19 protein-coding genes and 1 pseudogene are annotated in these 22,702 nt (G+C 63.8%); 11 read left to right on the forward strand and 9 right to left on the reverse strand.

Annotated features, from left to right (window positions below; translation table 11 throughout):
• The first annotated feature begins 14 nt into the window (after window positions 1–14).
• Both Q4E25_RS08445 and Q4E25_RS08450 read left to right on the forward strand, forming a co-directional pair.
• Window positions 15–644 (forward strand): hypothetical protein, encoded by a 630-nt coding sequence (locus Q4E25_RS08445; RefSeq protein WP_303156335.1) that lies wholly within the window; start codon window positions 15–17, stop codon window positions 642–644.
• Between the two features lie 2 nt (window positions 645–646).
• Window positions 647–2,038, forward strand: coding sequence for a hypothetical protein (locus Q4E25_RS08450; protein WP_303156337.1), 1,392 nt, complete (start codon window positions 647–649; stop codon window positions 2,036–2,038).
• Here the strand turns inward: Q4E25_RS08450 and Q4E25_RS08455 are convergent.
• The 3 genes from Q4E25_RS08455 to Q4E25_RS08465 form a co-directional block, all read right to left on the reverse strand.
• Window positions 2,035–3,933, reverse strand: coding sequence for a hypothetical protein (locus tag Q4E25_RS08455; protein WP_303156339.1), 1,899 nt, complete (start codon window positions 3,931–3,933; stop codon window positions 2,035–2,037). The two genes, Q4E25_RS08450 and Q4E25_RS08455, sit on opposite strands and share 4 nt — an antisense overlap.
• Window positions 3,934–4,021: 88 nt before the next feature.
• Window positions 4,022–6,880, reverse strand: a complete 2,859-nt coding sequence (gene leuS / locus Q4E25_RS08460; protein WP_303156341.1) for a leucine--tRNA ligase — start codon at window positions 6,878–6,880, stop codon at window positions 4,022–4,024.
• Window positions 6,881–6,980: 100 nt separating this feature from the next.
• Window positions 6,981–7,391, reverse strand: coding sequence for a hypothetical protein (locus Q4E25_RS08465; RefSeq protein WP_303156343.1), 411 nt, complete (start codon window positions 7,389–7,391; stop codon window positions 6,981–6,983).
• 416 nt (window positions 7,392–7,807) lie between these two features.
• Between Q4E25_RS08465 and Q4E25_RS08470 the strand changes: the two genes are divergently transcribed.
• From Q4E25_RS08470 to Q4E25_RS08495, 6 genes are all read left to right on the forward strand, one after another.
• Window positions 7,808–7,954, forward strand: coding sequence for a hypothetical protein (locus Q4E25_RS08470; RefSeq protein WP_303156344.1), 147 nt, complete (start codon window positions 7,808–7,810; stop codon window positions 7,952–7,954).
• Window positions 7,955–8,259: 305 nt separating this feature from the next.
• The gene (locus tag Q4E25_RS08475) at window positions 8,260–8,397 is read left to right on the forward strand and encodes a hypothetical protein (RefSeq protein WP_303156345.1); all 138 of its coding nucleotides are present in this window, start codon (window positions 8,260–8,262) and stop codon (window positions 8,395–8,397) included.
• 313 nt (window positions 8,398–8,710) lie between these two features.
• Window positions 8,711–9,160: a hypothetical protein gene (locus Q4E25_RS08480; RefSeq protein WP_303156346.1), complete on the forward strand. Its 450-nt coding sequence runs from the start codon at window positions 8,711–8,713 to the stop codon at window positions 9,158–9,160.
• 18 nt (window positions 9,161–9,178) lie between these two features.
• Window positions 9,179–11,251 carry a hypothetical protein gene (locus Q4E25_RS08485; protein WP_303156347.1) on the forward strand — a complete coding sequence of 691 codons (2,073 nt, stop codon included), beginning with the start codon at window positions 9,179–9,181 and terminating at the stop codon, window positions 11,249–11,251.
• A gap of 20 nt (window positions 11,252–11,271) precedes the next feature.
• A complete protein-coding gene (locus Q4E25_RS08490) occupies window positions 11,272–11,922 on the forward strand; it encodes an MOSC domain-containing protein (RefSeq protein ID WP_303156348.1) in 651 nt (216 codons plus the stop codon).
• Window positions 11,923–12,050: 128 nt separating this feature from the next.
• Complete coding sequence (locus Q4E25_RS08495) at window positions 12,051–13,172, forward strand: asparaginase (protein ID WP_303156349.1); 1,122 nt, start codon at window positions 12,051–12,053, stop codon at window positions 13,170–13,172.
• Window positions 13,173–13,313: 141 nt separating this feature from the next.
• Here the strand turns inward: Q4E25_RS08495 and Q4E25_RS08500 are convergent, their stop codons facing one another.
• A complete protein-coding gene (locus tag Q4E25_RS08500; protein WP_303156350.1) occupies window positions 13,314–14,723 on the reverse strand; it encodes an aldehyde dehydrogenase family protein in 1,410 nt (469 codons plus the stop codon).
• A gap of 155 nt (window positions 14,724–14,878) precedes the next feature.
• Between Q4E25_RS08500 and Q4E25_RS08505 the strand changes: the two genes are divergently transcribed.
• Entirely contained in the window at window positions 14,879–15,802 is a 924-nt protein-coding gene (locus tag Q4E25_RS08505) for a helix-turn-helix domain-containing protein (RefSeq protein ID WP_303156351.1), read from the forward strand.
• A 46-nt stretch (window positions 15,803–15,848) separates the two neighbouring features.
• On the opposite strand, the gene Q4E25_RS08510 is transcribed toward Q4E25_RS08505, so the two are convergent.
• The 4 genes and pseudogenes from Q4E25_RS08510 to Q4E25_RS08525 form a co-directional block, all read right to left on the reverse strand.
• The gene (locus Q4E25_RS08510) at window positions 15,849–17,057 is read right to left on the reverse strand and encodes an MFS transporter (RefSeq protein WP_303156352.1); all 1,209 of its coding nucleotides are present in this window, start codon (window positions 17,055–17,057) and stop codon (window positions 15,849–15,851) included.
• Window positions 17,058–17,129: 72 nt separating this feature from the next.
• Complete coding sequence (locus Q4E25_RS08515; RefSeq protein WP_303156353.1) at window positions 17,130–18,461, reverse strand: NAD(P)/FAD-dependent oxidoreductase; 1,332 nt, start codon at window positions 18,459–18,461, stop codon at window positions 17,130–17,132.
• Between the two features lie 19 nt (window positions 18,462–18,480).
• Window positions 18,481–19,998 (reverse strand): APC family permease, encoded by a 1,518-nt coding sequence (locus Q4E25_RS08520; RefSeq protein WP_303156354.1) that lies wholly within the window; start codon window positions 19,996–19,998, stop codon window positions 18,481–18,483.
• A gap of 196 nt (window positions 19,999–20,194) precedes the next feature.
• Window positions 20,195–20,359: pseudogene (locus tag Q4E25_RS08525) on the reverse strand (GMC oxidoreductase); the annotation flags it as partial.
• A gap of 463 nt (window positions 20,360–20,822) precedes the next feature.
• Between Q4E25_RS08525 and Q4E25_RS08530 the strand changes: the two are divergent.
• Both Q4E25_RS08530 and Q4E25_RS08535 read left to right on the forward strand, forming a co-directional pair.
• The gene (locus tag Q4E25_RS08530) at window positions 20,823–21,581 is read left to right on the forward strand and encodes a hypothetical protein (RefSeq protein ID WP_303156355.1); all 759 of its coding nucleotides are present in this window, start codon (window positions 20,823–20,825) and stop codon (window positions 21,579–21,581) included.
• A 16-nt stretch (window positions 21,582–21,597) separates the two neighbouring features.
• On the forward strand, window positions 21,598–22,113 hold the full coding sequence (locus tag Q4E25_RS08535; RefSeq protein WP_303156356.1) for a hypothetical protein: 516 nt from the start codon (window positions 21,598–21,600) through the stop codon (window positions 22,111–22,113).
• A 461-nt stretch (window positions 22,114–22,574) separates the two neighbouring features.
• Here Q4E25_RS08535 and Q4E25_RS08540 read toward each other — a convergent pair.
• Window positions 22,575–22,702, reverse strand: a 128-nt coding sequence (locus Q4E25_RS08540; RefSeq protein ID WP_303156360.1) for an aldehyde dehydrogenase family protein, incomplete at its 5' end; no start/stop codon positions are given.

Consider the following 22,702-nt stretch of genomic DNA (forward strand, 5'->3'; position numbering starts at 1 on the left):
TACACTGGTAGACCATGGACGCGCTTCTTTCTGCCTTTGATTTTCTGGACCTGCCCGATCTCCTTGAACACACCGAGCCGGCCGAGGTCCCCACGCCGGGCTTCGACGAGGCCCGCTACCTGCGCGAGGGCCAGGCCGCGGTGACCGCGCTGAGCGCCGAGGGCCGGTGGAGCGCCATCCCCTCCTTCCACGAGCTCTCCGTCGAGTGCACCCTCTACCGCGCCACGCCCTACATGGCTGTGCTCGAGGGCGAGTCCTGGCGCTTCGCCGCGCTTGCCGACGCCCCCTTTGCCCTCCCCGGCGCGAACCCCGCCGGCGGCGAGCGGGTGCGCGCCACGGTCTCCCCCGCGTTCGTGCTGCTCAGCGCGGAAGATGCCGGGGCCTCTCACGCTGCCGGCACCGAGAGCAGTCTCGTCGCCCCCACCACCGAGCGCTTCTACCGCAACTACCGCCCCAGCGAGCTCACCCCGCACGTGGAGATCACCGGCGAGGTCACCAGCGCCCAGCGGCGCGAGGGCACCGTCAGCGAGTACTGGGTGAACACCGTGGCCGGCTGGCCGGTCATCGCCCCGGAGGAGCTCAGCGGGCGGGTGCATGTGCGCACCGTCGCAGTGTGTGCCACCGGCTTCTGGGATAGCCTCTAACCATGAATAGCGCGCATATCGTCAGCATCATGCTCGCCGAGCCCTACCTGGACGTCCAGCGCCGCGTGGCGGTGGCCGCGGACACCACGGTGGGCGAGCTGATGATTGTCATTCACGCGAGTTTGGGTTTGGAGCCGGCCAGCCCGGGCAGAATCACCGTGGCTAATCAGACCTACTCCGTGCTCGAGCTCATCGATGAGCGCGCCAGCGATCTCTTCTTCAACGAGTTCACCTACCAGCCCTCGCAGACCCGCTGGCTCATCTCGGTGTGCGTGCTCTCGGAGACCTCCGTCCCGATGGGTTTGCCCGCGCTTATCGACGCCACCGGGCCCGACCTCCTCCCCGCCCTCGGCTCCGCCTCCGAGATGCGCTCCGCGCTGGAGCAGGTGCGTAATCTCCTCTCCGGCCTGCCCGTACCGGAAGCGGACATGAAGCGGCTCATGCAGACCTTTCCCAACTACACCCTCGAGCAGGTGCGCGTGCGCCTGACCACCCATTACCCGCCGGCGATCGCCGCGCGCCTGGCGGAGATGGGCACCAAGCCTCCAAGCATGCCGGGTTTTTCGGAGCAGGAGGATTCCGACTCCCCCTCCCCCGCGGACACGGATCTGACCGATCTCTCCGAGGACCTGACAGATCTGCCCGAGGAATTCTTCGATCCCTTCGCCGACCTGGACGGTTTTCCCTCCGGGCCTGCGGGCGGTTTCTTCGACGGCCCCCGCCCGTGGAGAAGCTCGCGGATACCGGCGGTACCCGACATTGATGAGATGCGCGCGGAGATTTGGGAGGCCTACCCGGAGCTGCACGCGGATACCGAGCTACCCCCACTGGAGGAGAGCTCGGTGCACAGCATCTATGAGCGGCTGCGCACCTATCTCATGACCATCGGTGACCACCCCACCCTGACGCAGGTGGGCTACATCAAGCCCGCCGCGGTGCGCGCGATTGTTGAGTCCTTCCCGCTGGACCGGTACAAGACCACCAAGAGTGAGAGCTACATCGAGCCCCTGCTCGCCCTGCGCGAATGCCTCAGGGACATCTCCTGGGTGGACTTCTCCAGATCCCAGATCTGGCTCACCTCGCGCGGCGTCCTGGCCATCGAGGACCCGCAGCGCGTAGTTGATGATCTCCTCATTTCCATCCCCTTCGCCTACGCCGATGACTGGGGGGTGCCCGCCGTGGGCTTCTACCTGGTGGATATGCTGCGCGGCGAAGCCACTCACCACTACCCCACGGCTCCCGACGTCCGCTTTACCCAGCAGCTTCTCTACGCCCTCGGCGTGGTCAAGGACGAGTTCGGCCGCGAGGGAATCACCCCCGGCTACGAGGGGGTCATCGCCGAGCTCATCCGGGGTCTGCGCACGGAACTCAACGAGGAGACCGAGGAGAACTAGTCCCTCGCCTCACCACCGGAGGCGCCGCTGGTGCGGCGCACCGCGATGGTGAGCAGCACGATGCCGCTGACCAGGAAGGCCAGGGCGCGGAAGATGCCGCTGGTGGCCGCGAGGTCAAAGAAGGTCAGCTTGGACACGGCCACCACGGCCAGCAGCACGCCGATCTTCGTACCGTGCGAGTAGCTGCTCAGCAGCAGGCGCGCGGCGAGCACCATCCACGCCACGGAGACTAGCGCGTGGGCGGCGAAGTAGGCGCTCATGAGCATGGCCTCGCTGCTGTAGCGCCCGAAGAGCCCGGCCACGAGGCCGACGACGGCCAGCATGCTCAGGTAGAGCGCAAAGATCACCGCCACGCCCACCCAGCGGCCGTCGCCGTTGCCGTAAATGCGCGAGCGCAGGAGCCAGGCCGCCACCAGCGCGCAGCCCAGGATGGGCGCCTGCGCTAGGGCAACGCTCTCCCCCGTCCCCATCGGCTCCAGCAGCGTGGCCAGGGCCAACGAGGAAGTCAGCATAATAACCGCGAAGCCCCAGGCCGCCTGCACCCAGAAGCGGCGCAGGTAGGGCAGCAAGGCCACGGCCGCGATGAAGAAGAGTAGGTTAAGACCCACCCAGGAGGCCAGGCGGAAGGGTTCCTTCGGTGCCTCCTCCGTCCAGCCCCAATAGGCATCCAGGGCGCAGAGGCTAAAGGCGATGGGCGCCGCCGCCAGTGCGGTGCGGCCCACGATGTCATCCCAGGCCACCCCGGCAATCATGACGATGGCCGCCACGATGAGCCAGTACTCGAGGATGCTGCCGGCGCCCATCGCTGCCGCAACGAGCAAGACAATGGGCACCACGAAGCCGGTCATCATATCGCCGACGAGCTCCTCGCCCTCCCCGGCGCGCTGCTGATCCTTGGCGACGTCCTCGATGTTGCCGTCCTGCTGGGGCTCCCGCACCGCCGGCATGAACACCACCAGGGCTGCCAGGCATACGGCCAGCAGGCTAGCCACGAGGACCTGGAAGAGCGAGGGCAGAATGGGCTCCTCGGACACAAGGAAGGCAAGAACGGTGAGGAAGACCCCGCCCGCGCCGACCGCGCGGAGGTTCTCGTTGCTGCGCCACGTGTCATAGGCCACCGCCACCAGCGGCATGAGCAGGATGGGGGCGCTTCCGGACTCGGCAAAGAGCGGATAAAACAGGCCAAAGAAGAGCATGCCCGAGGCCAGCCACAGCTGAGTGGTGCTATGGAGTCCGCGCGGTTGCTTGTCCACGAAGAAGACAAAGGCGGCGTAGAACGCCGTGAGGAGCAGCGCGCCGAGCAGCGGCGGCCACCAGCCCAGCGTGACCACCACGATGTGCGTCGTGGTCATCATGGTCAACAGCGAGGTGACCAGGAGCGCAGTGGCGCCCGCTGGGTGGGCCTTGCCGCGGAAGGCTAGGACGCCACCGAAGAAGGCAGCGCCGGCCAGGTAGGCCAGCACCACGCGGCCCACCGGGCCCAGCAGCCCGGCCTGAATGGCCAGGCCCACGAGGAAGGCCACACCCACCAGTGTGATGATGCTTCCGCCCACGGCCACGAAGCCGATGAGTGTCTTCTCCGCGTCACGCGGCTGCTTCTTCGGCGCGGCCGGCGGCGGGGTGGGCCGCAGCGGAGGAAGCGGCGGCTGCGGGGCGTGCGTGCGCACCGGCTGGGCTGGCTGCGCTTGCTGAGTCGGCCGGGCTTGCTCGGCCGGCTGCACTTGTTCGGCCTGCCGGGCCTGCTCGGCCGGCTGGCTGATCGGCGGAACCGTGGCCATCGAAGGGGCGGAGGCGTGTCGCGCATAGGCCTCAAAGCGAACGCGAGCGTCATGCAACGCACGCTCAGCAATGTTTAGCCTGCGCAGTGCGTCGGCAAAGAGCTCGTCATTGTTCATGACCTATGAATACCGTGAAACACGGCATCCTTCGACCGCAAAGGCCACTTTTTATCATTTCGATACCCAAAAAGATGGGTGAGGCTGACTATTTCACCACGAGGTTGACCATTCGGCCTGGCACGTAGATCTGCTTGACCATGTTCTTGCCCGCAGTCAGCTCGGCAATGCGATCGTCGGCAAGCGCAGCCGCCACCACGGTGTCCTGATCGGCGTCGGCCGGGACGTTGATGCGGCCCTTGACCTTGCCGTTGATCTGCACGGGCACCTCGATCTCATCGTCGACGAGGTATTTCTCCTCAAAGGTGGGGAAGGGCTCGTAGGTGATGGTCTCCTCATGGCCGAAGCGCTTCCACAGCTCCTCCGCGATGTGCGGGGCAACGGGGGAGATGAGCTGGGCCACCGGCTCCACCGCAGCGCGCGGTGCGCCCTCAGCGGAGTTGCCGTAGGTGCGGGTGAGGTAGTTGACGTACTCGATGAGCTTGGCCACCACGGTATTGAGGCGCAGGTGCTCGTAGTCATCGCGCACGCCGGCGATGGTGCGGTGCAGCTGCTTGAGGTCATCCTCGCTCAGTGCGGCGTCGGAGGTGGCCAGCTCGCCGGTGATCTCATCCACCGCCAGGCGCCACAGGCGCTGCAGGAAGCGCTGGGAGCCCACGACGTCCTTGGTTGCCCACGGGCGGGAGGTGTCCAGCGGACCCATGGCCATCTCATACACGCGCAGGGTGTCCGCGCCGTAGGTCGCACACATCTCATCCGGGGCCACGGCATTCTTCAGGGACTTGCCCATCTTGCCGTACTCCTGGTGGACTTCCTCGCCGTTGTAGAAGAACGTGCCGTCCTTTTCCTCCACCTCGGCAGCCGGGACGTAGACGCCGCGGGAATCGGTGTAGGCATAGGCCTGGATGTAACCCTGGTTGTAGAGGCGGCGGTAGGGCTCCTTGGAGCTAACAAAGCCCAGGTCAAAGAGCACCTTGTGCCAGAAGCGAGCGTAGAGCAGGTGCAGCACGGCGTGCTCCACGCCGCCGACGTAGAGATCCACGCCGCCCGGATCGTTGGGGCCGTGCTCCTCAGGGCGCGGGCCCGTCCAGTAGCGCTCGTTCTCCAGGTCGCAGAAGATTTCATCGTTGGTGGGATCGATGTAGCGCAGCTGGTACCAGGAAGAACCCGCCCACTGCGGCATGACGTTGGTGTCGCGGTAGTAGGTCTTGGGGCCGTCACCCAGATCCAGCTCCACCTCAACCCACTCGCGGGCCTTGGCCAGCGGCGGCTGCGGGGAGGACTCGGAATCATTCGGGTCAAAGGAGACCGGCTTGTAGTCCTCCACCTCCGGCAGCTCGATGGGCAGCATGGACTCCGGCAGGGCGTGGGCCTGGCCGGACTCGTCGTAGACGATGGGGAAGGGCTCGCCCCAGTAGCGCTGGCGGGCAAAGAGCCAATCGCGCAGCTTGTACTGGATCTTTTCCTCGCCGGCACCGTTGTCCACCAGCCACTCGATGGCGCGGGCGATGGCCTCGGCCTTGTTCAGGCCGTTGAGGTCCAGGCCCTTGTCATTGGCGGAGTTCACCAGGGCGCCGTCCTCGGTCCAGGCTTCCTCCTCCACGTTGCCGCCGGAAACAACCTCCGTGATGGGCAGGCCAAAGACCTGGGCAAACTCGTAGTCGCGGCCGTCGTGAGCCGGCACGGCCATGATGGCGCCGGTGCCGTAGCCGGTAAGGACGTAGTCGGCGATGAAGATCGGCACCTGCTTGCCGTTGACCGGGTTGGTGGCGTAGGTGCCCAGGAAGACGCCGGTCTTCTCTTTGTTCTCCTGGCGCTCCAGGTCGCTCTTGGCGGCAATCGAGGCGCGGTAGGCCTCCACGGCCTCCTTCGGGTCATCGTGGCCGAAGGTCCAGCGCTCGTCCACGTCGCTGTCGTAGGGGACGGGGGAGAGGAGGGCATCGACAAGCTCGTGCTCGGGGGCGAGCACCACGTACTCGGCGCCGAAGAGGGTGTCCGGGCGGGTGGTGAACACGCGGATGTCGTGGCCCTCGGCGCGGAAGGTGACCTCCGCACCGCGGGAGCGGCCAATCCAATTGCGCTGCATCGACTTGACCTTCTCCGGCCAGTCCAGCAGCTCGAGGTCATCGAGCAGGCGGTCGGAGTAGGCGGTGATGCGCATCATCCACTGGGAGAGGTTCTTGCGGAAGACCGGGTAGTTGCCGCGCTCGGACTTGCCCTCGGCGGTGACTTCCTCGTTGGCCAGCACGGTGCCCAGGCCGGGGCACCAGTTGACGGTGGAGTTAGACAGATAGACCAGGCGGAATTCGTCGATGGCCTTGGCCTTGTCTTCCTCGCTCAGCTCGGCGTAGGTCGCGCCGTCCTTGGTGCGGCGGGTGCCGGCCTCCAGCTCGGCGATGAGCTCCTCGATGGGGCGGGCCTTCTGCTGCTCCTCGTCGAACCAGGAGTTGTAGATCTTCAGGAAGATCCACTGGGTCCACTTGAAGAAGTTCGGGTCAGTAGTCTCCACGGAGCGGCGGTCATCGTGGCCCAGGCCCAGCAGGCTGAGCTGGCGGCGCATGTTGGCGATGTTATTCATCGTCGTGGTGCGCGGGTGGGTGCCGGTCTGGATGGCGTACTGCTCGGCGGGCAGGCCGAAGGCGTCATAGCCCAGGGTGTGCAGGACGTTCTTGCCCAGCATGCGGTTGTAGCGGGCATAAGTATCAGTGGCGATGTAGCCGAGCGGGTGGCCCACGTGCAGGCCCGTGCCGGAGGGGTAGGGGAACATGTCCTGGACGTTGAGCTTCTCCGCGGGAAGCTCGCCGCCGTCGGCCTTGGCTAGCGGGCCGACCGGGTTCGGGGCGTGGAAGGTGCCGTGCTCCTTCCAGTACTGCTGCCAGTGCTTCTCAATCTGCGCGGCAAGCTCCGGCGTGTAGCGGTGTGCGGTGGTGTCGCTCGGGTTAGTCATGCTTAGACAGTGTAGTAGGTGCCACGCTTGGCGACGCCCCACGCCCCGCCCTCTCACCTCGTGGAACGCCCAGGCGAATCAGCACTGTTCAATGGGCACATCACGCCCGCACCAGCGTGGCACTGGCCAGCGGCATCGCTGCCAAGACAACACAGCCGACCAGGCTCGCTGTCTGCGACAACGATCCGAACACCAGCGCCGGAACCACCAACACGGCAGCCACAACCGCGACCGCTGTCACGACACTTGCCACGCCGCTCTCTTCGAGGCTGTGCACCGGTTCATCCCGCGAACACGATCGGGATTCAGAGCGCACAGCCTTCCTCTTGGTCACCCACACGTGTACTAAGGAGGTCAACAATCCGATGGGCACGAGCCCCCAGTATGAAGCAAAGTGCAACTCTGCCGCCTCCGCATTAAGCGCAACTTCGCCCCCAAGAACAAGGGAGACGACCAGTCCTACTACAGCGCTCATGACATAGGCCTTGTCTGGTTTGAGCAATCTATCCATCGCTTTCTACTTAGGCTCCGGTGCATTCAGGAAGGGAGCCAAATGCGCCGCACTAATGCCAATGACGGAAAGAGCGGCAGCAATTTTTTGGCGATACTTCCAAATCTGCTTTGCCACGGCTATGACTGCGTTGGATGTTAGGGGGATTCCCACGCAACATTGTCGTTGAGGCTATTGTTCGGGTCCTCTGCGAGCAACTCTTAGGGCCATTTTCCAGGCCAGCCGGGTGTGCACGAAAGTACACGGATAAATTCTTTGGCCGTGAATTTCAGGCCCACTTCCGGCGACAACGCATAATTGCCGCCATTTAATAGGCGGGGGGAGGTCTTTATTTAGACGCTTTGCACGCTTTAACCTATGTTTGTTCGCTTCAAGAAAGCGAAAGACAAGGTACCCCAACCCCAAAGGAGAAAACAATGTCCAGCGTCCTCGACCTTCTGTCCGCCCTCATCCACAACCTGCCGGGCCTCATCGACTCCATCGGCGAGCTGTCCTCCGCCAGCGGCGATGCCGGCTCCAGCGCCAAGGAGGGCGCTGAGGCTGCCGCCGACGCCGCTGCCTAAGCAGCGAACCCAGCAGGCATAACCAAAGACTTTCCTCCCGCTTGTGAACCCGCCCCGCCATGTATGGCGGGGCTTTTCACGTTCCCAGGCGCCGCTAAATGCCCAGGGGAGTGGGTGTGCACGAAAGTACACGGCAAAATTCTTTATCGCGGTTTACGGCGGTCACTTCCTGCAGAAACGAGTAAATGACAGTTTCTTTAGGCCGGGGGTACCCCTTTTCACACCCGCTTTATCCACTTAATCTGTAGTTGTTCGCCGAAACGGGGCGAAGAAAGAAACCCACACCTACTCAAGGAGAAACTCAAATGCTGACTGATATCTTCGATTTCATCGGTACCGTCGTCGAGTCCCTGCCGGGCATCATCGGTGCAATTGGTGACGCCGTCCACGGCACCGACGCCACCGACGCTGCCGAGGCTGCAGCCGACGCCGCTGCTAACTAAGCAGTTGGGGAGCCCCCTGACCTGAGGGAAGAGAATATGTGTCACCCAACGGTGCCGCTTAGTCCACAATGGGCTAGGCGGCATCGTTGTTTTTAACCACAACTTTCGTAGGATGGTTGCAATTCGCTTTTCCTTATGAACTACCCTGTGGACGCAACCCGCATCCCCACGCAGTCACAGCGCCTCACGCAGTCGCACCCCGACACCAACCGGCACGCAAGACCAGCAGCCCACCAGAACACCACACCGCACGGCCACCAGCGCAAACCCGCGACATGGCACCCGACTTGCCCGGTGTTCTAAGATGAGGCAAATGAGTGCGGAGATTTATTCATTACCTACCACCCCGTTGATAGTCACTGAATACTGCGAGCAAGGCCCACGCCTGGCCTTGAGCCGCGAGACCAACATCCTGTCGCTATACCTGCCTGCCGTCTACCCCGAGTCCTACGAGGAGCTCGAGGAGCCCCGCTGGCTGGTCAAGTCCCACTTCATCGACCGTCCCCACAGCATCCGGGAATTCGATCCCGCCGAGCCGCTGCACGTGGGCATCCCCGGCCCCTTCACGCGTATTGAGGTCACACTCCGCGATGGCGACACCGAGCTCATCGGCCCCGTCACCTTCACCGGCATCACCGAGAACACCCCGTTCATCGTCTATGACCGCACCACGCTCATCGCCCCGCAGGGCACTCTCGAGAGCGCCGAGACCTTAGGCATCTGGGCCGGCTGGGAGCTTGGCCCGCTGCCCGAGCGCGTGTAGGTGCCGCAGACGGAGCCGGTGGACGTCGTAAAGCACAGCGATTTCGAGTGGAACTTCGAGGTGGGAACCCTCCCCAACGCCCGCGGCCTCGACGGCGAGCCGATTTTCACGCACTCGCCGCAGGTCACGCTCATGGCGGAAGGGGAGTGGCGCCTCGATCTCACCTACGCACCGCTCGGCGGCGAGCAGGAGGAGATTTCTGAGCAGACCTTTGGCCAGGGCATCGCCGAGCCCTTCCCCAGCGATCTCTACGAGGATCCCTGGGTGGGCCGCTACAAGGTCTCGCTGCTGCACGAGGGCGAGCTTGTCGACGTCCGCTTCATCTCCCTCGCCGAAGGCCTCCACATGCGCTTCAACAACGAGGGTCCGCGCGGCACCGACTTCCGCTTCATCGACGCCCTGGGCAAGCACTCGCCCTTCAGCTACACCCTGGCCTCGCCGCCGAAGAAGCCCATCGCCCTGGAGAAGGGCATGCGCACCTTCGGGGAATCCGAAACCTCCCGCCGCGAGGTTGTGGCCAGCGACGCCGGCTACGAGCTGGAGTTCGACGTCATGCCCGAGGCCCTCTACAGCCGCGTCAAGCTCATCGGGCTGGAGCCCACGCTGCACTCCGACAAGCCCACCATCCTGGCCGGCCAGCTGGACCAGGACGGCATGTTCAGCGTGCACTCCCCGCGCCCGCTGCCGCTGGCCAAGTTCGTTACCATCGACGGCCGCCAGAAGATCAAGGAGCTCGCCCGCACCTCACGTACCACTCAGGCCCTGCGCACACTCTCGGTGCCCAACGCGGCCTTAGTCGGCGCGGTGCGCAAGCAGCCCACTTCCGAGCTCTTCCTCATGTGGTCCACGATGACCTACGAGGACTACCTCGCAGGCCTTAGCCCCGAGGAGCGCTCCGCGCACGAGTCCCGCAACCTCGAGCGCCGCGTCATGGAGTACGAGGCCTCCGCCTCCACCAGCCTCATCTACGCGGCGCTGGCCACCGTGCGCAAGTCCCCGCTGGCCGGCCGCGGCCAGATCCTGGGTAAGTCCATCGATATCGAACAGAACCTCGAGGAACCGGTTGACCTGCTGGGATGGGCCTGGCCCTTGGATCACCCCACCATGGAGGCGACCCCCCTTGAGCCCATCGAGGGCGGCTTTGCTTTCCCTGAGGAGCTGCGCGAGGAGGGTCCACTGCTTGTCGACGCCCGCGAGCACCAGGCCTCCTCCAACCTCGCCGCCCCGGCGCGCCCCTCGAGTGCGTCCATCGTAGTCAGCCCCGCCGATGCCCAGCCCGCCCTGGCCTCCCCGGAGTGGAGCGCCCTGGAGCTGTGGAAGGCCTTCCGCGCCCTGCACGTCCTCTCCCAACGCAGCCCGAACCCAAAGCTGCAGGCGATGTTTGACAGCGTCATCGATCAGCTGCGCCGCCACCCGGAGACCGCCCTCGACGCCCTGGGTTCCTCCGGCGTCAGCGTGAACCAGCAGGCCCGCTCGCTGGCGCGCACCCGCCTCTTCCACACCCCGCTCGGCGGCGGAGAGGCCGAGGGCATCGCCGCCAGCGCCGAGTCCTACCCGCAGCTGCTGCTCAACCCCACAGCCAGCCCCAACCAGGAGCTGGCCACCACGGCCTCCACCGGCGCGGATCACCTCACCCGGCCCATGCTGCTGGCGGCTGCCACCATGCAAAGCCCCACTCCGGCGGTGGAGGATCTCATGAGCGAGAACGCCCGCATCGTGGCCCTGCGCGAGTGCTTTGCCAACAACGGGCCACTCGACGCCCTGGGCACCGTGGAGAAGCTACGCAAGGACGCCACCGCGCTGGCCTCCCTGGTGCAAAACGCCGGGGTGGACATGTCCGTCAACCACACGCTCATCGCGCTGGGTGCTTTTGCCAGCGGCAACACCGCCGACGAGCTTCACGTGGCTGCCTGGCTGCCCTATATTTCCTACGCCTTCGCGCTGGCCTCGCGCGCGGCGGCCAACGATCTCATCATGGAAACGCCCCTGCTCAAGGAGGATATGCCCATGCTTGCCGACGTCATGCCGCTCGCCCCGCGCCTCTTCTTCTACGATCTCGTCACCGCGGAAACCCTGTTCCGGGAGCGCTAATCGTGTAAGAATCGATGAGCATGAAGGTCATCTCCACCAACGTCGCCGTATCCCGCCCGGACCCGAGCCAGCGCTATGAGTACACGGGCATCGACAAGCAGCCGCGCGAGTTCATCGAGCTGGCCGTGCCCGGGCCCCACTACGGGGACGGCTCGGGCGTGGTGGGCGATGCCATCGGTGATCACAAGCACCACGGCGGCGCGGAGAAGGCCGTCTACGCCTACCCGCGCGAGGAGCTGGACTACTGGCAGGGCGAGCTCGGCCGCGAGCTGCGCAACGGCGCCTTCGGGGAGAACCTCACCACGCAGGGAGTGGATCTCACAAAGCTGCTCATCAACCAGCGGCTGCACGTGGGCGAGGCCGTGTTGGAGGTCTCCATCCCGCGCGAGCCCTGCGCCACCTTCGCGGCGTGGCTGGGGGAGAAGGGCTGGGTCAAGACCTTCACGCAGCGCGGGGATTGTGGCGCCTACCTGCGCATCATCACCCCGGGAAGGATCAGCCCCGGTGACACGATTGAGCTGGTGGGCCGCCCGGAGCACGATGTCACCATGGGCATGGCCTTCCGCGCCAAGATGGGGGACATGGAGCTGGCCCGCCACGTGGTGGAGGTGGGCTGCCTGGCCCCCGTGCATCACGATAAGCTGGCCGCCCGCGTGGCGCGCACGCGCTAGCCGGCCTGCCACCCCCAATTGCGGTGTGAGCTTTTTCTTCTTTCACCCATAGCCTTTGCCTTATCTGTTTGATGGTGACTAAGGGCGCGTGCATGCGCCAGTCACCGTATCTCGCAGAAAGGCTCACTATGGCTTTCTCGTCTTTGAGCTCCACCCTGGGCTCCTCCTTCAACCGCCGCGGCTTCTTGGGCGGCGCCGTGCTCACCGCGGGCGCGGCCACGTTGGCGGCCTGCGCGCCGCAGAACCAGGCGGACTCACCGGCCACTTCCCAGGCAGCCGCCTCCACCACCGCCGCCCGCGGCACGGACCGCTCCGCCGTTAAGGGGCACATTGTTGTTCTCTCCACGGGCGGCACGATTGCCAGCACCCACGATTCCTCCGGGGCCGTGGTGCCCACCGTGCGTGGCGATGAGCTGGTCCAGCCCGTCTACGAGCACTTTGACAAGGACAAGCTCACCCTTGAGGTCAAGGACATCGCGCAGCTGGATTCCTCCGCAATGACGCTGAAAGACACCGACACCATCCTGCGCAACGTCACCGAGGCACTCGCACGCCCCGAGGTCACCGGGGTTATTGTCACCCACGGCACGGACTCGATGGAGGAGTCCGCCATCGCCATCGACACCTTCATCGACGGTACGAAGCCCGTGGTACTCACCGGCGCGATGCGCCCCTTCGACGACGAAGACCCCGACGGCCCCGAGAACCTCGCTCTGGCCATCGACACGGTGGCCGACCCAGCCAACGCCGGCAAAGGCGCGTTCATTGCCTTCAGTGGCTCGGTGCTGCGCGCCCGCGGCGCCTACAAGGCCCACACGGAGCAGGCTGATGGCTTTGCCACCAACAATCCCGCGGAGTTCACCCGCCCGGCGGCCCTGGACTACTCGCCCCTTGAGAAGGTGCGCGTGGACATCATCGCAGCCTACCCCGGCGCGCCCGGCGATCTCATCGAGAGCAGCCTCGACTCCGGCGCGCAGGGCATCGTCATTGAAGGCATGGGCGCGGGCAACATCGGCACCTCGCTTGCCGATGCCGCCATCTCCGCCGCCCGCACCGTGCCCGTCGTGCTGAGCACCCGCGTGGACGCCGGTCCCGTCTCCGGGGTCTACGGCGGGGCCGGCGGCGGCGCCACGCTGGGGGAGAAGGGCATCATCAGCTCCGGGAACCTGCGCGCGGGGCAGTCCCGCATGCTGCTGGCCGCGGCCATTGCCACCGGCACGGAGCCCAAGGAGCTCTTCCCGGCCGAATAACGCCCGCCCGCGCCAAACGCACGACACCTCGCGGTACGTTTTGACGGGAAAGGCCCGAAAACTGGGCGGTTTTCCAGGCTTGCCCGCAAAAACGTACCGCGGACACTCAAAGCGAACCGCGGACGCTGGGTGGCGAGGGGCTTAGCCGTTGATGATGTGCGGGTACGCCAGGCCCTTGAGACCCTCCACGCCGAACTCCACGCCGTAGCCGGAGGACTTGATGCCGCCGAAGGGCACGCGCGGGTCCACGGCGCCGTGCTGGTTAATCCAGGTGGTGCCGGCCTCCAGGCGGGCAGCCACCTCGAGTGCGCGCTCGCGGTTGGAAGACCACACGGAGGAGCCCAGGCCCACGTTGAGCTTGTTGGCCTCCTCGATGGCCCAGTCAAGGTCGGTGTACTTGATAATCGGCAGGGCCGGACCGAACTGCTCCTCCACCACCAGCGGGTTATCCGGGTCGATGTCGGCCACCAGGGTGGCCGGGAAGAAGTAGCCCGGGGCGTCGTAGTCAGGCTCGCCGCCCAGCAGCACGCGAGCGCCGGAGTCCTTGGCTGCCTTGACCAGGCGGTCAACGATGTCGAACTGCTGCTTGTTCTGCAGAGGGCCAAGCACGTTGTTTTCATCCAGGCCCACGCCCATCGGGGAGGCCTTGGCCACCTCGACCAGCGCGTTGCAGACATCCTCGTAGAGGGACTCGGGGACGTAGAGGCGCTTCATCGCGGCGCAGGTCTGGCCGGTGTTGATGAAGGCACCCCAGAAGAGGTCGCCGGCGATGTCGGCAGGGGAGGCGTCGTCAAGCACGATGCCCGCATCGTTGCCGCCGAGCTCGAGGGTGACGCGCTTGAGGGTCTCAGCGGAGGCCTCGGCGATCTTTTTGCCGGTGGGGGTGGAGCCGGTGAACATGATCTTGTCGATGTCCTCGTGAGCCGTGATGGCCGCACCCAGGGAGCCGTCACCGGTGACGATCTGCAGCAGGCCCTCCGGGAGCACCGTGTTGAGCACCTTGACCAGGCCCAGGACGGACAGCGGGGTGTACTCGGAGGGCTTGACCACGATGGCGTTGCCCATGCGCAGGGCCGGGGCGATCTGCCAGATGGTGATCATCATCGGCCAGTTCCACGGGCCAATCGCACCAACCACGCCAAGCGGGCGGTAGTTGACGGTAGCGGTGATATCGGCGTCGACGGCAGTGTAGTTGGGGTGCTCGAAGGAGGCGGTGGCGCGCAGCCAGCCGGAGCAGGCCTCCACCTCGAAGCGGGCGTTGGGGCCGTTGAGCGGCTTGCCCTGCTCGCGGGAGAGCAGCTCCACGAGGGCCTCGGCGTGGGCCTCGACGGCGTCGGCGGCCTTGTTGAGGAGCTCGCAGCGTTCGGCGTCGCTCAGCGCAGCGAACTTCTTCTGGGCCGCACGGGCGCTCTCCACGGCGGCGTTGAGATCCTCGACGGTGTTCTGCGGCGCGGTGCCGAGGACCTCCTCGGTGGCCGGGTTACGCACTTCCTGACCCTGCTCAGCGGTGATGGCGGCCAGAAGGTCGGCGTAGGAAGCAAACTGAGTCATGTGTTCTCCTTGGTGGCGTGCCCACTGCGCGCATTGAGCGCGTGAGCTTCAACATTCATTGCGCACCATTGTTACTCGCGACACATTTTTAGTCTTGACTATCAGCGCACGGAAATTGTCAAAATGTGCGCTTGCTCTCAGGCTATGATGCTTGCATGCCCAAGTCTCCCCTCACCCATTTCGATATCGCCGCCTGGCGCGCTGCCTCCTCAGACGCCTTTGGCAAGCTCGAGGTCGATACCGAGGATCCGGGCAACTTTCACGCCAGCTTGGAATCCACGCAGGTAGGGGAGGTCTCGCTCTTCGATATGCACACCTGCCCGCACACGGTGCGCCGGCGCGACATTTCGCCTGACGACGCCCCCTTTTGTAAACTCAGCCTCCAGCTCTCCGGCACCTCAACCATGAGCCAGGACGGGCGCACCTGCGAGCTGCACCCCGGCGATCTGGCGCTCTACGTGACGCAGCGGCCCTACACCCTGTACTACCCGGTGGAGCAGCACACGCTCATCGTGCATTTCCCCCAGAATTTTGTGAACTTGAGCCCCGCGCAGATTAAGCAGCTCACGGCCAGCCCCGTGTCCAGCTCACACGGCCTGGGCAGGGTGGCTGTTCCGCTCTTTGAGCAGCTGGCCAACAACCTCGACGTGCTGGAGGGCCCGCACGCCAGAGCCCTGGTGCGCTCCGCGCTCAACATGCTGGTCTCCGTGCTCTCCTCGGAGATGGAAACAGACGCCACCTCCGCGAACCTGCTGTTCAACCAGGCCACGGCCTTCATTGAGAAGAACCTGGGGGATCCGGAGCTCTCACCAAAGATGATTGCCCAGGCACTCTTTGTCTCCGTGCGCCACCTGCACTCCCGTTTTGCGGAGCAGGGGCTATCCGTGGGCACCTACATCCGCACTCGGCGCCTGGACCGCATCCGCAGCGAGCTGGCTGATCCGCGCCACGCCAAGGAATCCGTCAGTCACATCGCCACGCGCTATGGGCTGCACGATCCCTCTCACTTCTCCCGCGTGTTTAAGGCCGAGTACGGGCAAACCCCCAGTGCGTTCCGCGCTCACGTCCAGGAACCCTAGGCGCTCATCGTCACGATCGTCGTTAATATGCCATAAACGTTATGCATTAACGGTGTGCGATATCGGCTGCTCGCGGGGAACGCGCCACCGGAAGCCCCGAGGCCACCGCCGCGGCACCCAACGCCAGCGCCACCACCGTGGCGGCCAGCGCAGGATGCTCAGATAGCAGCGCAAAGAGGATCATGCCCAGCGGGGTGCCGGCAGTAAAGACCAACTGGTCCTTCGTCGCGAACTGGTGCACAAGGTCCGCGCTGCCCAGGGACTGGCCCAAAGAGTCCCACGCAATGCCTGAGGCCGTCATGAACAGGGACGCTGCCGCACCGCACAGCGCAATAAGGGCGAAGATAGGGGAGAAGGCCAAGGCCAGCAGCTGGCCTGCGAGCAGCACCAGCATGAGCGCTTGTAGCGTGCTGAAGCGCACCCTGTCGAGGGCCTTGAGCACCGTAGCGGCAGAACCCACCAGCGAGCCTGCCGCCAAGGCGGTGGCCATAAATCCCCACGTCTTCTCATCAAAGGAATTCATGATCCACGTTGGCCCAGCGCTACCCAAGAAGCCGTTGACCACCGCGGCTACTAGCCAGGTCCCCAAACCCACATTCACCCAACGCGGCAGGGCACCTGTGGGCTGCGCGGGCTTATCTGGGACGCCCTCGGATTCCACCTCCACTACCGGCGGTGTGGCACGCACGGACACAAAGGGCACAACGCACAGCATGGCCACGAGGAAGGTGGCGCCGTCAATGAGCAGGACACTGCGAAAGCCCAGGGTGAGCACGGCCGCGGTGCCGATGAGGGGCCCGGCGATGAAGAGGACATCGCCAAGCATGGACAGCGTGCCGTTGACGCGGGTGCGCTGTGCGTCACTAAACAGAGCGGCGAGCAAGCCAAAGCGCGCCGGCGTGAAGAACGCGGAAGCACAGCCATACACGCAGCTAGAAACCGCAAAGGCGGCAATGGAATCACCGCGGGCCACCACCCAGGCCACTAGGCCCCACTGCGCCGCCACGCGCACCACGTCGCTGGCCAGCATCCACGTCACCGGGCGATTCGGCGGGGGCATCCTGCGCACCACCAGGGAGCTGAAAAAGCGGCCCGCCCACAGCGCGATGAGCACGGTGGTCAGGCCTCGTCCCGAGGGATCCACCCGGTGGGCCTGCAGGGCGAAGGCGATGGGGATGAGGCCATCGCCCAGCCCGGAGACCAGCGCGGCGGCGAAGACAAGGGAAAATCTGGCTGTATAAGAAAGGTTCTGCAAAAAACTCCGCGGGTGTGGTGTGTCACATCATGGAACGCTCTGTGACAAACTTACACCCTCAGCGGGGTGAGCTTAAGCACGCAGCTTCTCGATGACCTCCCGGGCCGTGGAAATTCCCGTCTCGATGGCGCCGTCCACCACCACGCCGCGCCAGCCGTTGGCCCAGTCCGCGCCGGCAAAGTGCAGGGAGGAATTGGACTCGCGGAAGAAGTGCCAGCCCTGCGTGAACTGCCCGCGGCGCAGCGTGGCCCAGGCCTGGCCGGAGTAGTCATCAGCCACCCAGTCGTGCCCGGTCACGCCGACCACCTCAAGATCGGGGCGCCACTGATCAATGACCTTCTGGGCGTCCTCGATGGAGGTGAGATCGAACTTGTCATGATCAGAGCCGAAGGCCACGCAGATGGTGGTGTCATCGTCCTCGAAGTACTCCGAGCGCAGCACCGAGACGGTGGCCGGCTGCGGGGCGTAGCCAAAGATGTTGTGGTGGCCCTTGATCTTGATCCAGGCCTTGAAGCCGGTGGAATTCCACTTCTTCTCAATGGTGGACTGGGAGCCCACCGGCAGGGCGGGGGAGAACTCGATGTTGGCCAGGGCGCCGACGGGGACGGTGACGATGACGGCGTCGGCAGTCTCCGTGGAACCGTCGGAGTAGGTGATGGTGGCGGAGTCATCGTGGTGTTCGATCTTGGTCACCACGGTGTTGAGGCGGATCTCCCCGGTCAGGTCCCTGGCAATGTTGTTGTAGATGCCGCGCATGCCGTTGACCAGCTTGAAGCGCAGGGTCTGCTCATCCACCAAGCTCAGGCGGTGATCACACAGCGCCGCCCACTGCTTGACCATGAGGGAAGAACCGTTCTCCGGGTAGCCGATGTAGCCGGCGGACCAGTAGGCGTTGCACAGGTCCTTTTCCTCCTGGGTGAAGTCGCCCTCCTCCAGGATGTCGAGCACGCCGGCTTCGTCGGCAGCCAGGAAGGCCTCCTTGAGCTCCTCCGGTGCGCCGTAGGATTCGTCGAGAAGCAGCAGTGGCTTGTGCGGCTCCGGGAAGAACTCGCGGGAGTTCTCAAAAATCTTGGCCATGGGGCGGGCCAGCTTGGCGTCCATCTCCGCCTCGGTGCCGGACTTAAGCTCGTCCCCGGCGTACCAGTAGGCGGTATCAACAATGGGGGAGGCCACGATGTCCTGACGGTAGCGGGTGATTTCGGCCCAGATGTGCGGCTGATGCCAGTGCACCCAGGTGGCGCCCAGCTCCAGCGGGCGGCCCAAGCGGTCATCGGTCCAGGCGCGGCCGCCGATACGGTCACGGGCCTCGACGATGTGGTAGTCGATACCCACGGTCTGCAGCTCGCGCGCGGCGGTCAGGCCCGCGAAACCAGCGCCAACGATGATGACGTGCTTGTTGCTCATTGTGATGTCCTTTACGTTTCTAGATTTGGTCGAGGTTGGAATGAAGGCTGGTGTAGATCTCCGGGCGGCGGCGCTTGAGCCACTCGGCCCAGGCCAGGCCCAGCACGCCGGAGGCGATGATGATGCCGGGCATGACCCACACGAGGGCATCGGGGCCGGTATCCCCAATCATGAGCGGGAAATTCACCATGACCAGCACAAAGACGGCGGCCAGGCCGATGGCGGCCACAATCGGGGCAATGAAGCGCACGAAGATGCCGCGCTGCCGTGCGGTGCGGTTGAGCCACACCATGATGGCGATGCTCACCACCGCGAGCAGGAAGACCAGCCCGAATGCGGCGGCGTTGGTCAGCCAGGTAAACAGCGTGAGCACGGGGAAGAGCTCGCCCATCTCACTGCCGCGGCCGGCCACGGCAAAGCCCACCACCACGACGAGCGCGATCACCGTCTGCGCTACCGAGCCGGCCACCGGAGCCCCGCTTGACGACGCCCCCGCGAACACCCGCGGCAGCACCCGCGAGCGCCCCAGGGAGAAGAAGTAGCGGGCCGCGGCGTTGTGGAAGGCCACGAGCGCGGCCAGCAGCGAGGTGATGAACAGGCAGTTGGCAATGTTCGCCGCCACCGAGGAGTACCCGCCCAGCCACACGAAGACCAGGTCAGGGCCCAGTTCCTGTGATTGGGCAAGGATGGTCGAGGGCCCCACGCCCTGCGCGAAGGCCCACGCAGAGAAGGCGTAGAAGAGCGCGATGACACCCACGGAGATGTAGGTGGCCTTGGGCACGGTACGCTCCGGATCACGGGCCTCCTCGGAGTAGATGGCTCCAGACTCGAAGCCCATGAAGGCCGCGATGCCGAAGGCCAGGACCACGCCGATGCCGCCGGTGAAGAACTGATCCGGCTTGAGGGTCTCCGCGGTAATCCCCTCCGGGGCAACACCCAGGGAGAGCACGGAGACCGCCGCCACGACGATGAACTCCAAGGCCACGAGGATGCCGAGCACCTTGGCGGAGAAGTCCACGTTGCGCACGCCCATGACGGCCACGAGCAGCCAGCCGCCCAGCGCGGCCACCCACCAGGCGATGTGCGTGCCACACCAGCCGTTGATGAGGTTGGCCAGGGAGAAGCCGAAGATGCCGTAGAGGCCTACCTGCATCATGTTGTAGGAGACCAGCGCGAGGATCGCTGCCGCGATGCCCTGGCGGTTGCCCAGCCCCTCCGAGACGTAGGCGTAGAAGGCGCCGGAGTTCTGGATCTGGGAGCTCATGATGCCATAGCCCACGGCGAAGAACACCAGGATGAGGCCGAGGACCAGGTAGCCCCACGGCACGCCGAGCAGCCCAGAGACCGCGAAGTTGGTGGGCACGCCGCCGGCCAGCACGGTCAGCGGGGCGGAGGCCGCGATGATCATGAAGACCAGCGATGCGGTGCCGAGGCGCCCGGCGCCCAGGCCAGCCTCGTGGTTGGTGGAAGCCTGGTGCCCAGGCTGTACGTTCTGTGCCGTTGAGGGTTCGGTGCGCGATGAAAGTTGGGACACCATGACCACTCCTCCTTGCTGTGTATGTCGGCCCGGCACAGACAGAGAATGTATGGAATATAAGGAATGTAAGAAATACAGGAATCGGGACGAGAAAGAGATTCAGCCTGCGCCGGTGCGTGAGGAGTTATTGTGGCGCACCGCACACTGTAAGTCTTGTTTGTTTGTGCTCACGCTTTGACTGGGAGTGCGCTAGATCTCACTTTGAGTCATCTTGCTCCAGGATGAACGCCGCAGCCTTCTCGCCGATCATGACCGACGGCGCATTCGTGTTACCGGTGGGAACGAGGGGCATGATGGAGGCGTCGGCAATACGCAAGCCTTGCAGGCCGTAAACGCGAAGGTTATGGGGGTTGACCACGGACAATCTTTAGCAAACGACTTATCGCCCCCTACGACTCACGTAAAGGTGCTTACAAGCGTGCCCAAGCCGGAGAACTTGGCCATTCACTCGACGGAGGTATCAATCCCCTACGGGAATACTCTCCCGCTCGGCACAGTCCGTCTAGTTGCACCCGATACAGAGCTCTTCGACGAGTTCGTAAATATCTCAATTGACTTAAGTGCAAGATCTTTCGATAGCTTTAAACCTTCTGGACACGGTTGAGCATCGCCATGTAAAGAGGAGTCATTCACAGTTGGCGGTTTTCTCCAACGGGCCAGCATGGTTACCTTTCGTCTGGTCAGGCTTGGAATTAGAAATACCGGACTTTGACTAACTAGACACAGGGGTTTCTCCGGAGGCTGCCTAAAAGCCCAAAAGACGCAGTCGCTACATTTAGAAACTTCTTGTTGCCATTAGTTTCCTTTCGTGTTACAAATCAAGTATGCGTTCCCTACTCGCTCTCCCGCTCTTAGCCAGCGGTTTGATTGCTTTAGCCCCCCTTCCAGCTTCGGCATCTCAGCCCCTTCCCCAGATAGCCCCGGTTCCAGAGGCTGATATTGACTATTCACCAGCTCGTCCAAGCTTTGACCCGCTCCACCTCTCTGACGTGACCACTTCAGAGGCGATCTCCCAAAATGATGAAACTGATGCGCTCATCAATGGGGAATTGACATTTGAAGAATTTGATTCGCTACCCATTGAAGAGCAATTGTCAATTGCAAAAAACTTAGAGTTACGTACTCAGGACCGCTTTTTCTATGACCAATCGGACAATCTTCACTTTTTACGCGAGAAGGCGGCATGCGTGATCTTGCTGAATGTTGATAAGTGCCAAGATGGGAAAATAGCTGCAGATGACGCTGTACTTCAAACAATAGCCATTTACGGCAAGAATGGCGGTAGAGATGAACCCGACGCTTTCCGGCACTGCTACTGGAGTGCACTCATGACTCTTCGGATTGATGAAAAAGCTGCCAAGATCATTGGAGATAATCATGAGAAGTACAGCGCCGAAAGGTACGAAGACTCACTGAAAGAAAAATACGAGGAAGAGATGGAAATGGATCTCTTCAACAACGCCCAAGGACGCAAAATTGGAAGTTCACTCAAACTTAATCCCTTAAAGGACCTTCGTGAACCATTAGCTTCAGCCGTCTGTCACGATTGGGCAGGAAGGGGAGTTCTAAAGACACTTGATTAATTCGCACATTGCGCCAATGAAACTCGCCACCTGCACTCTTTTCATCGCTTCAGTTCTCGCGTGCACAAGCTGCGCCTCCCTAGGCCTCGAGTCAGGGCATTCACAGGCGTCCGCCGGCAAAGCCATGGAACGCGACTTATTTCGCACACTCGCCGAAAACTACGAAGATAAGGGCGCGGAGAAACAAGACATTGACCTCCGCGATATCTACGGACCCGAGTTGAAACGCTTTGCGGTCCAATGCGACTACGGCGTTCCCTCCATGACCGCACGTGATCTTGACGTTCCTGAGCCGGTGCTCACCCAGGCAGGCTTGCGGGATTTCAGCCAGGTCAACAATGAGACAATCGCGGCCCTTATCCTTGACTTCGGCGAAGAGCACTATGAGATCACGGAGTGGGACTACCGATCAATTTTGTGGTGCCGCCCCTCGACTCATGGGTGGCATGAGGACCTCACAGTGGAGTTCGGGTTGTGGGGTTACAGCGACAGGCGAGAAGCCCCTGTATTTCAGGCTCATCTCGGAGAATAGGTCGCTACTGCGAGGAAGACCCAGATGTCCCGGTTCTCAGCGACCAACCCATGCGGTGGATGGTCCGCACTTTAGTTAGTTCTTCGTGCCAGGGCGTGGGCGCGCTCCGGCTTGCCGTTGGCCGGGCTGCGATGTCGCCAGCGGTAAATAGTGGGCCTGTTCTTTGGGTTTTCGGGGCACTGTTTACCGTTGCCGACATGCTCGTCCTGCGGGCTTTGCTGCGGCAGCCCGCCCGGCGGTGGAAGACGCCCTTAATGGTGGTGGGCTGAAAACGGAAACGTTCGATTCAGGCCCTGAAGGCATCTCTCTCCGCGCCTGCCGCAGCCTGCTGCGGCGCGCACCAAGCAGAAACACTAGGGCAGGGCAGTGGCGTGCAGGGCAGTGGTGTGAAAGAAAAGGGGAGGGCCCGCCGGTGGTGGCGGGGCCCTCGGGGTTTAAAACGCGGTTGAGGCGTTGGTGATTTATGCGTTGGCGTAAGGGTCTCGGATACCGAAGTACTGCAAGGACGTGTATTCCTCAATACCCTCGGCGCCACCCTCGCGGCCCATACCAGACTGCTTGACACCACCAAACGGGGCAGCAGCATTAG

Source organism: Corynebacterium sp., from assembly GCF_030532325.1.
Classification (GTDB): Bacteria; Actinomycetota; Actinomycetes; order Mycobacteriales; family Mycobacteriaceae; genus Corynebacterium.

What these genes read in the sequence shown, in the direction of transcription:
- Q4E25_RS08500 (WP_303156350.1), bottom strand. Translation starts at nt 14,723, where the DNA reads ATGACTCAGTTTGCTTCCTACGCCGACCTTCTGGCCGCCATCACCGCT.
- Q4E25_RS08515 (WP_303156353.1), bottom strand. Translation starts at nt 18,461, where the DNA reads ATGAGCAACAAGCACGTCATCATCGTTGGCGCTGGTTTCGCGGGCCTG.
- Q4E25_RS08470 (WP_303156344.1), top strand. Translation starts at nt 7,808, where the DNA reads ATGTCCAGCGTCCTCGACCTTCTGTCCGCCCTCATCCACAACCTGCCG.
- Q4E25_RS08530 (WP_303156355.1), top strand. Translation starts at nt 20,823, where the DNA reads ATGCGTTCCCTACTCGCTCTCCCGCTCTTAGCCAGCGGTTTGATTGCT.
- Q4E25_RS08535 (WP_303156356.1), top strand. Translation starts at nt 21,598, where the DNA reads ATGAAACTCGCCACCTGCACTCTTTTCATCGCTTCAGTTCTCGCGTGC.
- Q4E25_RS08480 (WP_303156346.1), top strand. Translation starts at nt 8,711, where the DNA reads ATGAGTGCGGAGATTTATTCATTACCTACCACCCCGTTGATAGTCACT.
- leuS (WP_303156341.1), bottom strand. Translation starts at nt 6,880, where the DNA reads ATGACTAACCCGAGCGACACCACCGCACACCGCTACACGCCGGAGCTT.
- Q4E25_RS08475 (WP_303156345.1), top strand. Translation starts at nt 8,260, where the DNA reads ATGCTGACTGATATCTTCGATTTCATCGGTACCGTCGTCGAGTCCCTG.
- Q4E25_RS08445 (WP_303156335.1), top strand. Translation starts at nt 15, where the DNA reads ATGGACGCGCTTCTTTCTGCCTTTGATTTTCTGGACCTGCCCGATCTC.
- Q4E25_RS08455 (WP_303156339.1), bottom strand. Translation starts at nt 3,933, where the DNA reads ATGAACAATGACGAGCTCTTTGCCGACGCACTGCGCAGGCTAAACATT.
- Q4E25_RS08495 (WP_303156349.1), top strand. Translation starts at nt 12,051, where the DNA reads ATGGCTTTCTCGTCTTTGAGCTCCACCCTGGGCTCCTCCTTCAACCGC.
- Q4E25_RS08520 (WP_303156354.1), bottom strand. Translation starts at nt 19,998, where the DNA reads ATGGTGTCCCAACTTTCATCGCGCACCGAACCCTCAACGGCACAGAAC.
- Q4E25_RS08490 (WP_303156348.1), top strand. Translation starts at nt 11,272, where the DNA reads ATGAAGGTCATCTCCACCAACGTCGCCGTATCCCGCCCGGACCCGAGC.
- Q4E25_RS08450 (WP_303156337.1), top strand. Translation starts at nt 647, where the DNA reads ATGAATAGCGCGCATATCGTCAGCATCATGCTCGCCGAGCCCTACCTG.
- Q4E25_RS08505 (WP_303156351.1), top strand. Translation starts at nt 14,879, where the DNA reads ATGCCCAAGTCTCCCCTCACCCATTTCGATATCGCCGCCTGGCGCGCT.
- Q4E25_RS08465 (WP_303156343.1), bottom strand. Translation starts at nt 7,391, where the DNA reads ATGGATAGATTGCTCAAACCAGACAAGGCCTATGTCATGAGCGCTGTA.